The organism is Roseofilum sp. Guam, from assembly GCF_017746735.1.
GTDB classification, from domain to species: domain Bacteria; phylum Cyanobacteriota; class Cyanobacteriia; order Cyanobacteriales; family Desertifilaceae; genus Roseofilum; species Roseofilum reptotaenium.
Genome location: NZ_JAGHZN010000025.1, coordinates 18,462 through 39,141 on the forward strand (window position 1 = coordinate 18,462; position 20,680 = coordinate 39,141).

General features: G+C 45.7%; 4 protein-coding genes. All 4 read right to left on the bottom strand.

Annotated features, from left to right (window positions below):
• Nucleotides 1-12: 12 nt before the first annotated feature.
• Genes J7529_RS11335 through J7529_RS11350 form a run of 4 tightly spaced genes read right to left on the bottom strand, consistent with a single transcriptional unit; the run spans nt 13 to nt 20,660 of the window.
• The gene (locus tag J7529_RS11335) at nt 13-5,952 is read right to left on the bottom strand and encodes an SDR family NAD(P)-dependent oxidoreductase (protein ID WP_318729045.1); all 5,940 of its coding nucleotides are present in this window, start codon (nt 5,950-5,952) and stop codon (nt 13-15) included.
• Complete coding sequence (locus J7529_RS11340; RefSeq protein ID WP_318729046.1) at nt 5,949-11,672, bottom strand: type I polyketide synthase; 5,724 nt, start codon at nt 11,670-11,672, stop codon at nt 5,949-5,951. Before J7529_RS11340 ends, J7529_RS11335 begins: the two co-directional genes overlap by 4 nt.
• Before the next feature lie 4 nt (nt 11,673-11,676).
• Nucleotides 11,677-17,706: a type I polyketide synthase gene (locus J7529_RS11345; protein ID WP_318729047.1), complete on the bottom strand. Its 6,030-nt coding sequence runs from the start codon at nt 17,704-17,706 to the stop codon at nt 11,677-11,679.
• A gap of 2 nt (nt 17,707-17,708) precedes the next feature.
• Nucleotides 17,709-20,660 carry an SDR family NAD(P)-dependent oxidoreductase gene (locus J7529_RS11350; RefSeq protein WP_318729048.1) on the bottom strand — a complete coding sequence of 984 codons (2,952 nt, stop codon included), beginning with the start codon at nt 20,658-20,660 and terminating at the stop codon, nt 17,709-17,711.
• Nucleotides 20,661-20,680 lie beyond the last annotated feature (20 nt).

Here is a 20,680-nt window from a genome sequence, read left to right on the forward strand (position 1 = left end):
ATTTCAATGGGGTTATAATTCAATTTCTTCTTCACCGGGTTGTAAATCTTCAGTGGGATTGACTTGGGCATCGACGAGTAACGTGCAAATGCCATCAATTCGTTCAGCGAGTTCCAGAAGAGTGGAGCTTTGAAAGACTAGGGTTAAAGGAATATCAATTTCAAAGGTTTGGCAGATACGGGAGACTAACTGAGTTGCCAGTAGGGAATGGCCGCCTAATTCAAAGAAGTTGTCATAAATTCCGACTGGAGAAACCTTGAGGACGGCTTCAAAGATTTGCACCAGTTGATGTTCTGTGGGGGTGCGCGGTTGTTGATTTTGGGGGTCTTTGGAATTCAAGTTGCTCCCCAGCAGTTGCCGGAGATCGATATCACCGGTTTCTGTTAAGGGCATTTCTTCGAGTTGCACGCCTTCACAGTGGGTAAGGGTTCCTAGGAGATCGCGCACTTGTAGATCTTGCCATGGATTGACGGCCCATTTTTTCCCGGACGTAAAATAGGCGGTTAACTGTTGTAAATTCTGGCAGTTAGAGAGCAAATACTGGATATAGGGTTTGGTGGAGTCGAGTCCAATGAACCAATAGCCGGGAGGTTGAGATAGGGTGGCGAGCAGGGAGGTCAGTCCTTGAGAAGGGGCGATCGCACAATATCCTTTTGCCTGACTCAGCTCTTTCATCTGGTAGCCTTGACTCATACCGATTTCATCCCACATACTCCAGGCCAAGCCATAACTTTGCACGGGAGTTTGGGCATTTTGGTACTCGCTAAATGCCCCTTGAAAACTATTTGCGGCAGCATAAGCGCCTACCGTCGATCCCCCTAAAAATCCATTCACCGAAGCAAAGTGAATAAATATACTCTTTGGATGATCTTTAACCAATTGATGTAACACCCACGTTCCTAAAACTTTGGGACGCAACACCTCAGCCACACTCGCTTGAGTCTCGGATAAGACAGGCTTTTCCTGTAGGTTTCCTGCCAGATGAATTACGCCATCGAGTGGACTTCCCCATAGAGCGATCGCCGAATGAACCGCTTGGTGTACCTGTTGCTCATGAGCAATATCAACCGCCTGATAAATGACTTCTCCTGGCAAAGTTTGTAACTGTTGATAAGTGTCCTGTTTTTCCGAGGTTAGTAATGGTAAAGGGGTGCGCCCCACCAATAAGAGTCGAGCGTGATAGGTCCGTAAAAGATACTGAGCCACTTTTACCCCGATGCCACCTAATCCACCACTGAGGAGATAAGTGCCTCCAGGTTTAAAGGGCAGTTGAGGTTTATCTTCCCAGTCCCAAGGGACAACTTGCAAACCGGAAGTATATCGTTTGCCATGGCGATACGCAATTTCCACATCTGGACAAACTGTACAGAGTTCTTGCCACAAATCGGTTTTCTGCTCCTCTTCAGTGTCGGTTACCGATAGATCGATATGGCGACTAGCGAATCCAGGGATTTCTTGAGGTAGAGTTTTCAGCAACCCTAAAATGGTTGCCTTTTCAGGAGCAATGCGATCGCTCGGCTCTACCCTTTGAGTAAAACTTGTGACCCAAAACAACCGTAGGGGCTGGTCTAGATTTCCATTTTTTTCCAGAGCTTGAGAGAGAAACAAGAGGCTATATAATCCTTGCTCTTGTGCTGCTTCCAATTGCTCCGTGCTGCTAATCTCTTGGGTTTGAGTGTGATATTGCCCTAGGTGAATGATTTGAGCAATCGGACAATCCTGAACAGATACAGACTCCAGAAGTTGCTGATAATGCTCTGGGCGATCTGGAGCAATAGAATAGCACTGTTCATCGATTTGAGTAAACTCAGAACCGGCAATGACTTGGATATAGGATTGATGATGTTTCGTCAATTGCTCTGCTAACCCACGAGCTAATCCTTCACCCTCAAAAAAGATGAGTGTTAAACCCTTGTGGGGCTGAAGATGAACCCCTTCTACTGCTTTGGGTTGCCAAGTTTGCCGATAAAACCAATTGGGTAGTGTGTTCTGATTTTCAAGCAGCAAATCCACCTGTTTTAAGATCGGCTTAAACTCTCCCACTTCAAAACGCTGTTTTAACTGCGATCGCTGAATTTTACCAATAGCCGTCTTCGGAATCGTTTCTGAATGAACCGGAATCAAAAAATCTGGATTAATTCCCATCGATTGGATCACTTGAGTCCGAATTTTTTTCAGCAGTTGTATTTGCTCTAAAGCGCTCAGGTACTTAGGGCTAAAAAACACAGCCAACCGATCGGTATCATCTTGGCGTTGACGAACTCCACAAGCGGCGGTATAGGAAACTTCTACCTCTTCCAACTCTTCAACAACTGCTTCAATTTCATGACTATAATAGTTAATCCCATTAATAATAATCACATCTTTCTGTCTTCCCGTAATCGTTAACCGACCCTCTTGAAGAAAACCCAAATCTCCCGTTTTAAACCAACCGTCTGGAGTAAATGCTTCTTTTTGTTTCTCTGGATTGTTATAATACCCTTGAGTGACGGTCACCCCTTGAATTTGAATCTGACCAATTTCCCCTTCTTCAAGAAGTTTGTTCTGCTCATTGACAATTCTTAGAGAGACTCCAGAAATAGGAAGCCCTAGATCGACAAAAGGCACATCTTCTCGTTCTCCGTCCCAAGTATAATCCTTAGAAAACACGATTCCTGAACTGGTTTCTGACATTCCCCAAGCTGGTTTCATTGCTGTTTTTATCAATTGGTGTGGAGTCAGTAATTGCATAAACTGTCGTGCAGTCTTATCAACGATCGCTTCCCCCCCATTAATCATATGGCGCACAGAAGATAAATCCCAATGACCTTGCTCAATTGCTTCAGATTGTGCATTAATCAAACCATAAGCAAAATTTGGGGCCCAAGTTACGGTAACTTGATATTTCTCTAACCAATCTATCCAGGTAACAGGATGATTGAGAACCACGTTAATCTGGGCTTGAATTTGCTGACAACCGAGATATACATCTCGGATATGGAACATGACTAAACCGACCACATGATCTAAAGGAAACCAATTGAGAGAAACATCTTTTGAACTATACTCATGGCAACGTTTGGCTCCTTCACTGCGGCTCAGAATATTTCCATGGGTGAGCATAACGCCCTTGGGTTTTCCGGTGCTGCCTGATGTGAGAATGAGTAAGGCTAATTCATCGAGTTGACTGGAATAATAGTCAGTTTCGGCCTTACAAGTTCGTAGATCCTCCAAGGTGGCGACTTGAACGTTAGACAATTTTAACTCTTGCGCCCACTTTTCTAAAGTTCTGCCATGGTTTCGAGTGGTTAAGACTAAAGGGAATTCTAATAATTCCAAAGTATTTTGTAATTTACTCCAGTCAGAATTCACTGGAAATGATAAGGGAGCAGGAATAAATCCCCCTAACACACATCCCCAAAATGCTGGAATAAAGTCTTGAGCGTTTTCGAGCTGAAAAATAACTTTGTCTTGAGGCTTCAAACTCCGTTGTCTCAAGCCGGCTAAAATGCATTGTGCCTGGTGCAGCAACTGAGTATAAGATTGTCTTTCTTCCGAGCCATCCGCATTCAGGTAAATGAGTCCTGTCTCCGAAGGATTTTGTGCAGCTTGAATCAAGGCTTCAGATAAGTTTTGAGGAGCTTTTTCTGGAAACTGTAATTCTCCACCCTCACTCATTGCCGGGATATTAAGGCGGGAATGACTGTTTTTAGATGACGATACCCGATCGCTCGCAGAAGATGCGTCGGGTTCAGAAATGGATAAGTTATCTTCCGGTAGAAGATCCCATAAATGGAGGGGAGATGGAGGCGCAAATTTTTTCGGTTCTATGACAACAGCAACTTGTTCGATACTCGAAATTTTCTCTAGTTGTTCTTGCCACTGTTCAACCAACTCAGAATCGATCGCTTCTAACTGCGCTAAACGATCTGCGTCAATCTTACCCTGCTGAGTGTAAGGTAAGGCTACCACAGGAATACAGACCGAGGGTTGAAGTTCTACAGGTAGCTCAGACTTGATCTGTAACTCAATGGATGATAGGGATAGGGGATTAGAGGGCACGATATAAGCCACTAACTCTCCTTGGCGATCGCCGCACACAGAACACTGCTGAATCTCCGCGAGGGAGCGTAGGGCTGCTTCTACAGCTTGCAGGTTTACTCTTCGTCCTTTAACCGAGACGATCCGTTTCACCTCTCCCAGTCGTTCTAGAGTCCCATTCCCCGAGCGTTTTCCCCATTCTCCAGTTGAGTATAAACGACCCAATTCTGGATGGTCGAAAGACTTGGACTCCTCAGAACTCAAAGAGCGATCGCTGGTATAAAGCTCTCCTTCTATTCCTAGGGGAACTCGTTGACCAAAAGGATCTAAAATATGAATCGGGGATGAATCAAAACCTTCATTTTTAGCGGGATCGTGATTGATGTTGATCAGGTCTTGTTTTTCAGTTTCTGTAAGTAGAGGTAACTGAGACAGTTTACAATCTGGGTTCGTGATAATTCCTGCTAACAACACCTGGAAATGACCCACCATCCGCACAATAGTTTCTGGATCGAATAAATCTGTATTATATTTTTGGATGCCGATCAAAGAGGATTCTGTTTTTGTGATTTCTAAGGTTAAATCAAATTGCCCCTCAGCCATAGGAATATCAAAGGGCTTAACGGCTAATCCTCCCCAATTGTTCAAGGTTTTATCTTCTCCCAACATCAAGTTTTGAAAGGATTGAGACTGCTGAAGCTTATGTAAGGCGAACATGGTTTGAAAAATGGGAGGACGACTCGGATCGCGGGAGTCTTGTAATCGTTCGACGAGCAAAGAAAAAGGAAAATTTTGATGAGCTAGTGCTTCTAAAACCGTCTGTTTAACTTGCGCTAGAAATTGTCGAAAAGACAAATGTCCAGCACAATTTGCTTTCATCACGACTGGATTGGTAAAATAGCCAAATATGGGGGCAAATTCGGGTTGGGTTCTACCGGATGTTAGCGATCCAACTAAAATCTCATCTTGTTGGGTGTAACGATAGAGTAAGACCTGATAAGCCGCCAGCAAAACCATGTATAAGGTAGAACTTTCTTGTTGAGCGAGTTCCTGAAGTTTTGCGCTTAGGTCTTCGGAAAGGGTAAACAGATGGTATGTTCCATTGTAGGTTTGTTGAAGCGGTCGAGGCCGATCGCAAGGCAGAGGGAGTATACCGTTTGCACCGGCTAGTTTCTGATGCCAGTAGTTCCACAGTTTTTCGCCGCGATCGCTGGCTAAGAGGTTGCGTTGCCAACGTACATAATCCAAATACGAGTATTGAATCTGAGGCAGGGTTTCCTGGACTCCTTCTTGTATACTTTGATAGATTTGTGGCAATTCTTGCAGCAAAATATCAATCGACCAAATATCATTCGCAATGTGGTGAGTTGTAACTAAGAGGACATGATCGTTTTCCGCACGAGTAAATAATCGAACTCGAACAATGGGCCCTTGTTGGAGATCGAATGCTTCTTGATGGGCGGCAATGACTTGAGCTTTAAGCTGCTCTTCAGTTAACGTTGAACTCTTAATGGGTTGAAAATCGATACGCCGATCCTCTAAGACCTGTTGAATCGGTTCTTGACCTCGCTGAGGAAAAATGGTGCGCCATATCGGGTAGCGTTCAAGTAAGGTTTGAAAGGTCTGATGTAAGGCAACAACATCCACCATTGAACAGATCCGCAGGGCTAAGGATGAATTAAAGGCATGACTCTCCGGAGCTAATTGCCATAAAAACCACATGGCTTGTTGGCTGTAGGACAGGGGATAAACCTGCAAAATGCCTGGATTTTCCTGGAGTAAGCCTAGAATTTCCCCTTTGTGTTCTTTGAGTTGAGCTAATACAGCATCAATGGAGCGATCGCCAGGAGCATCATAGGACAATCCTCCATTGTCTGACCAAAGTTTCCAACCTTGAATTGAGAGATCTTGAAGAAATTCAACTAAGTTCATAGGGTTCCTTGTATACGATTAACAGAGTTATCCGCGATCGGATCGGAGAAGGGGCGATCGCCCAAGTCAGCTTCCGCAAAAATTTGCTCCTCGATCTCAACCGATAAAGTAGCAATAGTTACCCCTTCGATAAACCGAGTAATGGGGACATCAACTTTTAATTGAGTATTAAATCGATTCCGTAATTCAACTGCCATCAAAGAATCAACCCCCATCATCGTTAGAGATTGATGGATATCCATTTGAGTCACTGGCATTTCTAGAACGCGTGCCACTTGATGCTGTAGATAATCAATGAGGAGCGTTTTTTGTTCTGGTGCTGATGCAGATTTCAAGGACTCCAATAAAGAAAGTTCGGGTTCTAGAGTTGAACGTCCTGACTCAAAGTTCTGTAAGACCGGCAGGTTTACCCCAGACGGAAGGTTAGCAAAAATCTCAGACCAGTTAACAGAAAATACGGCAACTTGTCCGCTGGCTTCTGACCATAACTCAGACAGCACCTGCAAGCTTTTTTCGGGTAGCATCACGCCCATTCCGCTCATCTTAATTCGCTCTTGCTGTTCCTGGGATAAACGAGCCGCCATTCCGGATTGGCCCCATACTCCCCAATTAATACTTAATCCAGGTAATCCTAACCCTCGCCGATAGTGAGCCAATCCATCCATAAATGCATTGGCTGCTGCATAGTTACCTTGACCCAATGACCCGAATAAAGAAGCAATTGAAGAAAAGCAAATCCAGAAATCTAAGGTCATCTTTTGCGTGAGTTCATGTAAATACCAACTGCCTTGTACTTTAGGAGCCATGACTTTCGTCAATTGTGCTTTACTCATATTTTGCATGACCCCATCTTCGAGGACTCCTGCTGCATGGACAAGCCCTTTTAATGGAGGAAGAGAAGACTCGATTTGAGCCAAAATCAGAGCAATATCTTCCCGTCGGGAAATATCTCCCTGTATCACTGAAACTTGCGCTCCATTTTCTTTGAGTTGAGTGATGATTTCTTTGGCTTGAGCAGAGGGAAGATTACGCCCAGTGAGAACGAGAGATTTAGCTCCTTGTTTGACCATAGATTGAGCTACATTTAACCCTAATCCTCCCAATCCTCCCGTGATTAAATAAGTGGCATCCGAGCGTAAAGTAAGGGAGGTTTGAGCCTCAGATTCAGAGTGCTTGCGTCGGTGGACTAACCTCGGAACATAGCGGACACGGTTGCGAAAGGCAATTTGGTTTTCCTCATCTGGATGACACAATTCTGTGGCTAGAAAAGGTAAGGATTGTGATACATCTATTTTGGGGTCTAAATCAATACATTGACACTGAAGTTCTGGATGTTCCAAGGCGATCGCCTTCCCTAACCCCCAAAGGGATGCTTGTTGGGGGTTTTGCACCCAAGAGTCACGATCTACAGCTTGAGCGCCTTGGGTTACCAGGAGTAATCTTCCAGACCATTGCGTTTGGGAAACTAAGGCTTGAACCAGATAGAGAGTACTCAGACAACTGAGTTCTTGAGATGCGTCTAGCTCATCAATTGAAGTTTGCACACTCCAAAGATGAATGACTCCTTGCAGAGGAGATTCGGGTCTATTAACTGCCTTGAGTAACTGATGAAAATGATCGGGTTCTTGGGGATTAATTTGGTAATCTCGATCCTCTAATTGCTGATACGTCAGACCAGGAGAGACCCAAATACAGTTATCGCTTAAAAAGGGAGCTGATGGTTGCCTGATTTCCGGTTTATTGGCCAAGATCAACCACTTTCCTACAGGCTCTCGTTCTCCATCCCTTGGAGTAATTTCATCACGCTCCCAACTTAACCCATACACCCATTCCTCCGGTTCAACTTCCGAATAAACTACCGGATGGTTAAACGCGTCTTGGTTCAATAACCGTAATTCTTCTAGCGATCGCGTTTCACACTTTCTCGCAGTTAATAACACATAACTTCCCAACTTTCTCTCGAGTAACTTACCCAATTGATTATAAGATTGGAACGCTGCTCTGACATTATTATCTGGATTTTCTGCATAAAGTTCATTCAGGATTTCTTCAAAATCTGGAGCATAGAGAAAATTGGCAATTTCCCGACTCACATCAATAAACCCGGTAAGCTGGAGTTGATGTTGGGACAGTTCCTCAACCCAATGGTGTTTGGTAATAAAATAAGAAGAGGTTTCTTCATGATCGATATCGACTTCTCCATGGGCGATAAAATCGGCCAGGACTAACCAGCCATTTTCACACATATGCCGGCTGATATTGGAGAATAAATTGGATTTTTCTTTAATATGATGGGCGACTTCAAATCCAAAGACAAGATCGTAGTGATTGGGAAACTCGTCTTTACTGCTATCTCGATTAAAGACTTTGATTTGCTTCTCTAAACCATAGCCCTTCACTTGTTGGGTAGCAAATTTGGCTTGCTCGCTCGAAATCGTATAGCCATTTAATTGGAGATGAGGATGTTTTTGTCCCAGACTAATGATATCTGAACCATAGCCACAGCCAAAATCTAAAACGGTTTGACAGGCAGAAAAATCAACTTGGGAAAAACAGAGTTCTCTGAGTTTCTCTTGAGCCTTGAGTGCCATCGGGTACAATGGATCGCGCTCCAGATCTGGAGTAACGCAGAGCTTAACCCATGAAAAATCGGGTACAACTTCTGGGAAAATACCAAACGTCAGAAACTGTAGCGATCGCTGCTGCACTGCTCCTGTATCTCTTGCCTCTTGAGTCAGGGCGATCGCGGAATTATAATAATCATGAACAATATTTCCTTTGAACTGAAGATGGTTCTGATGCCTATCAATCAAGAGACTTAACACTTTCGGTAGAACTTCCGCTTCTTCTGCACTAAAAATAGCGGCTAAATTAAGTTCCTCGATTAAGTCTTGCACCTTCCCTCGATCGATCAGATTCAAAATGGGACTTGAAGCTAGATTGGAGCGATCGCGCTTTTCTTCTTTTACCTCAATCCAATAATTTTTTCGTTCAAAGGGATAAGTCGGCAGTGCTACTTTTTGGTGTGCAGAGTCTCGATGAACCCCCAACCAATCCACCTCTATGCCTCGGATATACAACTGAGCTAAACTGGAGAGCATTTGTTGCCCATCTTCTACTCCAGGACGTAAAGAAGGGAGCCAAATTCCCCAGTCTGGGGGCAAACATTGCCGTCCCATACCTAACAATATGGGTTTCGGGCCAATTTCGAGAAAAAGCTCATACTCTTCTTGATATAAAGTCTGCATACTGTCAGCAAATCGTACTGGTTGCCGCACGTGGTTGACCCAATATTCAGGGGTGGTTATACTAAGATCTGCCCGTTTTCCTGTGACATTGGAAATGAGAGGCAGTTGTGGTTTTTTGTACTGAATCTGACGGGCAATTCCGGCAAATTCATTTAACATTGGCTCCATCAATGGGGAATGGAAGGCATGGGAGACAACTAACGGCTTTGTTTTTATTCCCTCTGATTCTAGAGTGGTGGCGATCGCCTGTAACACTTCATTCTCACCCGAAATGACCACACTTTCCGGGCCATTAATTGCCGCAATTGCTACCTGTTCCGCATAAGGGGAAATGACCTCTCGTACCTTAGACTCCGATGTCATCACAGAAATCATACCCCCACCAGACGGTAACTGTTGCATCAACCGTCCTCGCGCAGCAATCAGCTTCAAACCCTCTGCTAAACTCAGCACTCCAGCAATCGTTGCCGCCACGTATTCGCCCACACTATGACCCATCACCCCTTGAGGTTGAACTCCCCATGACTGCCATAATTGGCACAGCGCATATTCAATGACAAATAAAGCCGGTTGAGTATAAGCCGTTTGATTTAATAATGAATCCTCCGTACCCTGGCTTGATTTTCCAGAGATGACATCCAGAATCGAATATTCCAACTCATCTCGCAGAATTTGGTCGCATTCCTCACAAGCTTGGCGAAATACGGGCTGAGTTTCATACAAGGATTGGCCCATATGCAGAGATTGAGAACCTTGACCGGTAAATAGGAAGGCAATTTTAGGTGAATTTCCCTGACTCGCACCTTCTCCGACAAACATTCCTATCCCTTCTGCATTGGGGAATTGCCGCAATTGTTCGCTTAATTCTGAGCGATTAGACGCGATCAAACTCAAACGATAATTCAAATGACTGCGACCAATATTGGTTGTATAGGCAATATCAGATAGTTCTAATTCAGGATGAGTTTCTAGATAGCTTTGATAACACCGAACCAGGTTATGAAGAGCAGGTTTAGTCTTCGCTGATAAGGTCAATAAATAATGAGGAGATTTAGCTTCTTCTTTCTGAGTATCGGTCAAGGAAACTGGCGCTTCTTCTACCACGAGATGAGCATTCGTGCCACTAAAGCCAAAGGAACTTACTCCAGCCAGACGACGCTGTTTATCCCCAACACTCCAAGGCGTGAGTTGCATCGGAACTTGCAGGGGAAAATGCTGCCAATCGATCTTAGAACTGGGTTGATGACAGTGTAAATGAGGCACAATTGTTCGGTGTTGCAGTTGTAAAACAACTTTTATTAATCCAGCAATTCCAGCGGCTGCTTCTGCGTGACCAAAATTCGTTTTTACTGAGCCAATGCGTAAGGGATTTTCTGGAGAATGGCTTGAGCCAAAAACCGCTCCTAATGCCCCTGCTTCAATCGGATCGCCTAGGGACGTTCCCGTACCATGAGTTTCGATATAACTTACTTCAGATGGATCGATCCGACCATTTTCTAACGCTTTACGAATAACGGCTTGCTGAGAGGGACCATTGGGTACCGTTAACCCACTGGTACGACCATCTTGATTGAGGGCTGTACCTCGAATAACTGCTAAAACATTATCGCGATCGCGCACGGCATCTGACAACCGCTTTAGTACCACCATTCCGCATCCCTCAGAGCGTACAAATCCATCTGCACTATCGTCAAATGCTTTGCATCGACCATCGGCAGAAAGCATCCGCGCTCTGGAGTGATTAATATGAGTTAAAGGAGAAATCAACCGGTTGACTCCTCCAGCCAGAGCTAAATTACACTCTTGATTTCTCAAGCTCATACAAGCCAAGTGAACCGTGACCAAAGAAGAAGAACATGCCGTATCCACGGCCACATTCGGCCCCGTTAATCCTAAAATATAAGATAGCCGTCCCGATGCACTACTATGGGCATTTCCACTAGCCAGATAGGGATTAATCTCTTCAATATTCGATCCAGCAATTTGGGTATAGTCATTACCAGAAATGCCCACAAACACTCCAGTTAAACTTTTTTCTAGATGTTCCGGATTAATGGCTGCCTGTTCTAACGATTCCCAAGCCACTTCTAAGAGCAATCTTTGCTGAGGGTCAAGGAACGTTGCTTCCTTACCCGATATGCCAAAAAAGCCTGGATCGAATCCCTTTAATTCCTCGATAAATCCACCATAGCGAGTGTACATTTTTCCTGGAGCTTCCGGGTCAGGATCGTAATACTCGTCGATATTCCATCGGTCTTGGGGAATCTCAGTAATGGCATCTGTTCCTTCTGATAACAGATGCCAGAATGTTTCCGGACTAGAGACCCCTCCAGGAAAACGGCAACCCATCCCAATAATCGCGATCGCCTCTCGACGAGCATAATCCATTGCTTCTAACTTCGACTGCATATCTTCCACAGCTCGAAGCGCTCGTTTTAAGGCAGATTCGCTTTTTCCTGAATTGATACTCATCGTTCTAATACCCCAATTTATCTAATTTATTTAGTAAAGAAAGTTCAACATCTTCATCAGAATATTCCTCTAAATCTGGATCGCCTCGATTCCCTGTTTCACCCCAAGGCGGTGCAAATTTATCCGTCGTCGGGACTTCATCGCGATCGCCCTCTGAGTCTAGAACGTGCCCTGCCAAGTAATTCACCAACTCAGATACCGTTGGATAATCAAACATCAAAGAAGAAGGTAGGGAACAGCCCAAACTGGTTTGTAATTTATTCTTCAATTCCACAGAGGTGAGCGAATCCATGCCCAAATCAAAAAAGCCTTCCTTCAAACTAATGGACTCAACCTTCTCAATCCCTAAAACTTGGGCAACTTGATGGCGAATATGGGCGATTAAGAGATCTGGTCGCTCACTAGGCAATGCCATTTCCAACTGTTGTAGAATGCTAGCTTTTGAAGGCGTAGAAATTAAAGAGTCAGTCTTTTGCCAATCGGATAAAAAGGGCCAAGTTCTCACCTGCTCTTCCCAAGTTGCCCACTCCATGGAAACGACTCCCACCTCCGCTTGTGCAGAACCCATCCAATGCTCTAGCGCTTTTAGCACTTCATCTGGACTCAGAGCCTCCATACCTTTCTGTTTGACGCGCACATCTGCACCTCGCTCTGCGGCTTCTCCTACTTGAGAAACTGCTCCCCAATGGATACTCAATCCAGGTAATCCTATCCCTTGTCGATAATGGGCTAAAGCATCTAGAAAGGCATTGGCAGCCGAATGGTTACCTTGTCCAGGGGAACCAAATAAAGAACCAACTGAGGAAAATAGGACCAAAAAGTCGAGGGATTGATGTTGGGTGAGTTGATGTAAGATCCAAGCCCCTTGAACTTTAGGAGCCATAACAGCTTCAAAACTAGACCAGGTTTGGTTTTTGAGTACGCCATCCGAGAGCATTCCTGCTGCATGAATAATGCCAGCAAGGGGATAGGATGATTCAGTAATTGTATTGAAGACTGCTTGGATGGCCTCGAAGTTGGCCACATCAGCAATTTCGACACGGATAGAGCATCCTTTTTGCTCAAGTTGGGTTAATTTAGCTTGTGTTGCGGGATCGGCAGGACGGCGAGTGACCAACACTAAGTGTTGAGCACCTCTTTCAATCATCCAGTCGGCTACGAGCAAGCCTAATCCTCCTAAGCCTCCGGTAATCAGATACGTGGCATCCGATCGCAGTTTTACCCGTCCAGATGTGGACTCACTCGAGGTTTTCACTAACCGAGGGACATAGCGTAGTTGTTCTCGCCACACCACTTGGTCTTCTGAGTCAGATGAGCCAAGTTCTTGCAGGAGGCTTGTCGCTTGCTCTTCTAGGGAAGTTTGAGGGTCTAGATCCAAAACCCGACAGGAGAGTTCGGGATGTTCTAAGCGGATGGCTTTAGCCATACCCCAAACGGAGGATTGGGCAATTCCAGGAGGTTGTCCCCCATAGTGCAATACAGATTGAGAGCCTTGGGTGACGATCTGTAATTGGGGTGAAAATCGTTCTTGCTCGATGATGGCTTGTACTAAGGACAAGGTTGTACCACAGCCCAGCTCGGATAAGCGGTTTAAATCTTCAAGGCTGAGGTTGGAGTTGGTGGGGAGTTCTAATGTCCAACATTGGATAATGCCTGATAATTGTGGAAATTCGATCGCCACTTCTGCCATCAGTTTCCTAAAGTCTTGGGGGTTATGGGGATTTATCTGCCATTGTTTGGGGGCAATCTGTTGATAGTCTTCTCCCATCCCCACTAAGATACAGGTAGCGGCGATCTCTTCTAACTGAGCTGCTAGGCTTTGCGCCACTCCAGCGCGATCGGCAAATATCAACCAACTCTGGGATGTTGCGTTTGGTTTTCTCGACTCAGAGTCAGCTTGGGCGAGGATGAGAGCTTGTTTAGATAAAACCTCATCAACCTTTGCTGCTTCGGGAATGGAGGAAACCGGAGTAAAGCCCGTTTCTTGTAGCAGGTGTTGCCACTGATTTCTGTTCAACAGGGGATGATCTCGTCGGTATTCCGTATCGCTAAATTTCCACCATCCCTCTAATAACCCAAAGATCAGATCCACCCACTGTTGAGGTTCGGTTGCTTCGAGTAACAGGAGGAGTCCACCGGGGGCTAAGAGTTGGCGCACATGGGTGAGAGTGTGACGAATATTTGAGGTGGCATGGAGAACGTTGGCAGCGATAATCAGGTCATAGTGATGATTGGGGAATCCTTGGGATGCTGGGTTTTGTTCAATATCAAGGGTTTGATAGGTAATGAAGGGATAGTCGGAAAATTTTTCTTTGGCTTTGGTGAGAAATAGGGGGCCTAAATCTGTAAAGGTATATTGGATTTGGCTGGGAGGGAGAGTGGGGAGAATGGCGCTGGTTGTGCCTCCAGTTCCCGCACCGATTTCTAGGATGCGTATGCCTTGACTGGGAGGGAGGGTTTCCAGGATGTTGGCGATCGCCTGTTGCACTAAGCTATTCATCGCCTGAGATACGGGAGAGTTTTGGTACAGTTGGGTTGCAGGGGTCAGATCTCCCTCTGGAAACACCAGTTGTACGGGGTCTTGAGTCCCTTGTAAAACGGAGCTGAGTTGGGAGGCACAGCGATGGAGTAAAGTTAATTCAGCGACGGCTTGAGGATAGCGATCACGCAACGTTTGATAGGTTGAGCTAGGATTAACGGGTGGCAAGGATTGCTGAGTTTCCCATTCTTCTGCTTTTTTATGCAGGATTTTGGCTTCTTCTAACGACACCAACAAGCGCTTAACCAGTCGATGATGTGCTGGGATAATCCCCAACTGTGCCGTGAGCTGTTCTAGAGAGAACGATTCTCCTGATTTATAACACCAGCCTAGGGTTTGCAAAGCCTGAATAATATACTCCCTAGATAAGAGTTCTAACTGCACGGGAATTTCGTCATAACCTTGTAAAGCTGGGCGATTTGCCAGTTCAGAAAGCTGAGGAACTAACTGGGCTTGTAGGGTTGGGGGAGACTGGAGACTTTCCCCAGAAAATCGGGAGCCAAAGCACGCCCTAGAGCGCCATTGCACACCATAACATTCTTCTAAAATGGGGTCTTGATGGCTGGTTTCGTTTGCCTCTTGCGCCAGAAGTTCTAGCAGTTTGGGAATCAGTTTCGACTCACTTTCGGAAAGAGACCCCCTTTTCTGCAATCGTTCGGTCAAGGCAGAAATTTCTTGGGGGGAACCCAGAGATCCCCAAGAGGGCTTGTGAGTAGCTGGTTTCGGCTTTTCTAACCAATAGCGCTGTCTCTGAAAGGGATAGGTGGGTAAGAACACTTTGTGGCGTTTCTGTTGGCGGTGAAACCCCGACCAGTCGATCTCGACTCCTTGGGTGTACAGTTGCCCTAAACTGGATAACATTTGTTGCCAGTCCCCTATCCCCGGACGCAGGGAGAGCAACCAAATTCCTCGATCGTCAGACACACACGATCGCCCCATTCCTAAGAGGATGGGTTTGGGCCCAAGTTCTAGGAAGATGGGATAATCTTGTACTGCGGTCATGGCGGATGCAAACTTCACGGGTTGGCGCAGATGATCGACCCAGTAGTTGGCTGTGGCGATCGCCTCTCCGGCTTGTTCTCCAGTCATATTAGATACGATTGGAATTTGGGGCGGATGGTATGTGATGTGTTGGGCAACTGCTCTAAACTCAGCCAAAATGGGTTCTATAAGAGGAGAATGGAAGGCATGGGAGATGGGCAAAGTTTGGGTCTTTATACCTTCAGATTCCAGTTTCTCCACGATGTCTTGTAAGACGGTTTTTTCCCCAGAAATAACCACACTTTCTGGACCATTAATGGCGGCAATGGCTGCTTGTTTCTCGTAAGGAAGTAGTCGAGGACGCAGGTCAGATTCAGAGGCTTTAACCGCCACCATTGAGCCATTTTGCGGTAAGTTTTGAATCAATCGACCCCGGGCAGCCATTAACCTTAAGCCGTCTTCTAAACTGAAGACTCCAGCAACACAAGCGGCGACGTATTCTCCCACACTGTGACCCATGACAACCCTGGGCTGAATTCCCCAGGATTGCCACAGTTTAAATAGAGCGTATTCTAGAGCAAAGAGGGCGGGTTGAGTATAGGCGGTTTGATCAAGGAGTCGGGAGGAGTCTGCCTCTGAATCTGGATAAAGGATTTCCAGGAGAGAGCGGTCTAATTCATGACTGAGTATGGTATTGCAGTGGGCGATCGCCTCCCGAAAAACGGGCGAACTCTCGTACAATTCCCGACCCATGTTGACATATTGGGAACCTTGACCCGTAAATAAAAAGGCGATTTCAGGGGGTTCTGTGCTGGTTGATACCTCTGCACCATAGACCGCGATCGCTTCTGCCGGGTCTAAGAGATAGCTGTGCAATTGCTGCTGCAAGGCTGAATGACTTGATGTAATCAGCGCTAATCGATGATTAAAATGACTTCTACCTAAATGAGTGGTATAAGCCAAATTTGCCAGATCGAGTTCTGGATAAGTGGACAGATAATCTTGATAAGAATGGACTAATTCACCCAGTGCCTTTGGTGTTTTTGCTGAAAGAGTTAAGAGCTGAACAGGCGGTTCTGAACTATCTTCAGCTTCCGATTTTTCCGGCTTTTTAACGGGCGCTTCTTCTACGAGAATATGGGCATTTGTACCACTCGCTCCAAAGGAACTAATGCCTGCAATTCGCGGTTCACTTTCAGTTTCCCAATCCAGAAGAGACTGGGGAATTTTCAACGGTAAACGATCCCAATCTAGATGAGGATTAGGTTTTTGGACATGGAGGTGAGGTGGAATTTGGCGGTGCTGAAGAGATAAAATAACCTTAATTAATGCAGCAACTCCGGCGGCAGCTTCTAAATGGCCAAAATTAGTTTTCACTGAACCGATCATCAAGGGGTTTTCTTGAGGGCGATTTTTACCATAAATCGCCGATAACGCTTCAATTTCAATCGGGTCGCCCAAGGAAGTTCCCGTACCATGGGTTTCTACATAACTGACTTGATGGGGGTTTAATTTTGCGCTCTTGAGAGCTTCTTGAATGACTTTCTTTTGCGCCATACGACTGGGAACCGTCATCCCGCTACTCGGACCATCATGATTAATGGCCGAGCCTCGAATTAACCCCCAGATAAAGTCTCCATCAGCGAGGGCATCTGAGAGCCGTTTTAAGACGACCACTCCACAGCCTTCGCCCTGTCCATAGCCATCGGCAGACGCATCAAAGGTTTTGCAGCGTCCGTCGCGAGAGAGCATGTTCAGTTGGCAGCGACCTATGGTACTGGTGGGAGATAAAATGAGGTTGACCCCACCGGCTAAGGCTAAATTCGATTCTCGCGATCGCAAACTTTGGCACGCTAGATGAATGGCAACTAAAGAGGTAGAACAGGCCGTATCGAGTTGGATATTGGGCCCTTGCAGCCCTAAAAAATGGGAAATTCGCCCCACTCCAATACTGCGTCCCATCCCCAAACCCGATGATTCATCGGTGCCTCCTTGCTCTTGGTATTGAATTCTCAAGCTGGCATAATCATCGGTGCAGATGCCCATGTACACACCCGTTTGGCTATGTCGCAGGTGTTCTAGGGTCACTCCAGCATTTTCTAGGCTCTCCCAGGTCACTTCTAAAAGGATGCGTTGCTGAGGGTCTAAGCCCACCGCGTCTCTAGGGGAAATACGGAAAAAGTGGGGATCAAATTGATCGACATTTTCAATAAACCCGCCCTCTTTCGTGTAGGTTTTTCCTGGTTTACCGCCCTCTGGATCGTAGTAATTTTCAAAGTTCCAGCGATCGCCGGGCACTTCGGAAATGGCATCAATTCCTTGTTCCAAAAGATGCCAATAGGTGGCACTATCCTTGGCTCCTCCCGGAAACCGACAACCGAGACCAATAATAGCAATGGGTTCCGTTTGCGCCTGAGTTAATGCTTCAAGTTTGCCCCGCATTTGCTTGAGCGCTTGCAGCATCTTCCGAGAAGAATCAGTTGTCGGTTGAGAGGAAGGTGAGGTCTGATTCATGATTACTCTCCTTCGGCTAACAAGGTTTCAATCCCTTCGAGTTCTTGGGAAATTTCATCTTCTAACTGCTCATCCGATAAGTCACCGAGTTCTGCACTCCATGGAGTCGAGGGGGTTGGATTTTGCTCCCCAGAAGCGGGTTCAGTAAAGAACTCCGTGAGGATAAATTCGGCTAAATCCCGGATATTCGAGCAATCAAATAAAGTGGCAGCACTCAGGGCACAGGATAAGCCGGAACTGAGTTCATTTCTTAGCTCAACGGCGGTGAGGGAATCGATACCCATCTCAAAGAATCCTAGCTGTAAATCGGGAAGTTGGTTGGCTGGATATTTGAGCAGTTTACCGATTTCTTGTTGGATATATTGAGTTAAGCGTTTTTTACGCTCTGGCAAAGATGCTCTTTGCAGTTGGGTAAGCATTTCAGATTGGGGTGCTGTGGAGGGCGTTTCGTCTTCTTCGGGCGATCGCAATCCCATGTGTTCTAAGAATAGGCGATCCTTACCCACGGTGTAAATCTCTTTGAACCGACTCCAATTGACCTCAGCCACAGTAGTTTGCACCTGGGTGCTATTCCAAAGTTGCTCTAAGGCTCCCATCCCTTGGGCTGGAGAAATGGAGTACACGCCTCGCTTACTCAGCTCTTCTAAATCTTCTGCATTGGCCATACCACCTCCAGACCAAGCCCCCCAATTAATACTCACCCCTGGTAAGCCCAGAGAGCACCGATAATGGACTAAGCTATCAAGAAAGGCATTGGCTCCGCCGTAGTGAGATTGGCCAAAAGAACCCCAAACTGCAGCAATGGACGAAAAGCACACAAAACACTCTAGGTCTAGAGTTTGAGTCAGTTGATGGAGATTCCATCCTCCCATCACTTTGGCCGCGAGAACGGACTCCAAGTCTGCATGGGTAATGTTTTCTACCGGTTCAATCCCTCCAGAAACCCCAGCTAGATGAATCACGCCTTTGAGAGGGGGCATGGAGTTGGGGATTTTCTCTATTACAGATTCTAAGGCTTGGCGATCGCACACATCGACTTGTACCGCCCTCACCTTAGCGCCTTGTTCCTGCAAACGAGCAATTTGATTCTGTTTCTCTGGAGACGGTTGACTTCGACTGATTAAAATCAGAGATTTTGCTCCTTTCTCAATCATCCATTCAGCCGTTCGCAAACCCAGCGCTCCCAGTCCCCCAGTAATCAAATACGTGCCTTCTTCTGTAAAGGATACCGCTTCCGACTCAGCCACTAGGGTTTTGGCTAAACGGGCAACATAGGCTTGTCCAGAACGAAACGCAATTCGGTCTTCAGCCGTGGGATTCAGCAGTTCGGCGAGCAATAATTCCATCCTATCTGTTTCTGGGTCTAAGTCCACTAAAGCTCCCCATAAGTGAGGATGTTCTAAAGACACCACCTGTCCAAATCCCCATAAACTCGATTGAGCAACGGCTAAGTTTTTGGGATTTTCCCCTACGGGTTGACTCCCTTGAGTCACGAGCCAAAGTTTCGGCCAGTTCCTCTTTAAGCCCGATTTGAGCAGACCTTGCAGGAGATGCAGGGCACTGCCACAGCCCAAGTTTTGGGCATTTCTTAACTGCTCTTCACTTAAGTTTTCTGGAGTAGGACTCTCCAAACTCCAGAGATGAATCATTCCTCGCCAATCTTCAGGATGAGTCGCTCCTAATTTCTGGCAGAGGTCTGTAAACTCTTGGGGGTTTAAGGGGTTAACTTCCCAATCTTCTGGTTCCTTGTGTTGAGTCTGACCTTTTGGATAAACTAATGTACACTGTTGCCCCTGTTTTTCCAGCAACCCTTTTAAACGTTTCCCGAACCCATTTCCATCAGCTAGAATCAGCCAATGTCCAGGGTTTTGTCCTGTAGAAACTTTGGAGTTTTTCTCCCGCAGTTGCCATTCAATGCCATAGAAAAGCTGTTGTAGGGAGACCTCGGGATACGTGAGAGAAACTTCGAGCTGTTTCTGGTTTAAGTCATACAGTTCTTGAACGGATAGGTTCTCCCGTTTTTGTGCCGTGACCAGGACATAGCTCAATAATCCCTTACGCAATAACTTGTATAAGTTCATGTAGGACTCAATCCCAGTTTTGGCATTTTCGTTTAAGTTCTTGAGCTGGCAAATATAATCAATATTTTCTTGTACGTTGGGGTCATAGAGTCCATTGCCGACTTCATGGCTGATATCCACATAACTGACCACTTGCAGATGATGGTTAGAGAGCAATTCAATCCATTCCGCTTTGGTAATTAGATAGGAAGAGTGCGCTTCGTAGTCAATGGAGAAAGACGCATTGGAGAAAAAGTCAGCAAAGACGAGATGTCCGTTCTCATTCAGGTGGCGATCGATGTTATCAAAGAGTCCTTTTTTATCGGGAATATGACAAATAACTTCAAATCCATAGACTAAATCGTAGGAACCTGGAAAGTCATCTTTAGAACTGTCTCGACGTAAAATTTGGGCACGGTCTTGTAACTTAAATTTCTCGATTTTACCGCTTCCAATTTCTACTTGCTTGCTGGATAAGGTATATCCAGTTACGGATAAATGGGGATACTTGCGAGTGAGTTCAACGACATCTGTTCCATGACCACAGCCCACATCCAAGGCATTTTGACAGGCTGAGAAGTCGATGACTCTCCAGGACATTCTCCTCATTTCCTGTCGAGCGGCTCGTGCTATTTCGTAAGATTGGGTAGATTTTTCACCAATAAATACCCAGGAAAAGTCATTAATGATCTGGGGAAGTGCTGGGTAGTTAATGATCGCGTCTTCATCTTCAATGGCCGATAATTCATCATAGTAATCGCCCAGAAGCGTTTTCGATTCATTAGGGAGATTTTGACCCTTTTTCAACAACAGGATTTCTAAGGCTTGCAATCTTTCTGGAGAGAGTCGAGACAGTCGTTGACATATTTCAGCCAAATCTTCAAACTGATGCATAATGCATTCCCCTGTTTTTT

What these genes read in the sequence shown, in the direction of transcription:
- J7529_RS11335 (WP_318729045.1), bottom strand. Translation starts at nt 5,952, where the DNA reads ATGAACTTAGTTGAATTTCTTCAAGATCTCTCAATTCAAGGTTGGAAA.
- J7529_RS11350 (WP_318729048.1), bottom strand. Translation starts at nt 20,660, where the DNA reads ATGCATCAGTTTGAAGATTTGGCTGAAATATGTCAACGACTGTCTCGA.
- J7529_RS11340 (WP_318729046.1), bottom strand. Translation starts at nt 11,672, where the DNA reads ATGAGTATCAATTCAGGAAAAAGCGAATCTGCCTTAAAACGAGCGCTT.
- J7529_RS11345 (WP_318729047.1), bottom strand. Translation starts at nt 17,706, where the DNA reads ATGAATCAGACCTCACCTTCCTCTCAACCGACAACTGATTCTTCTCGG.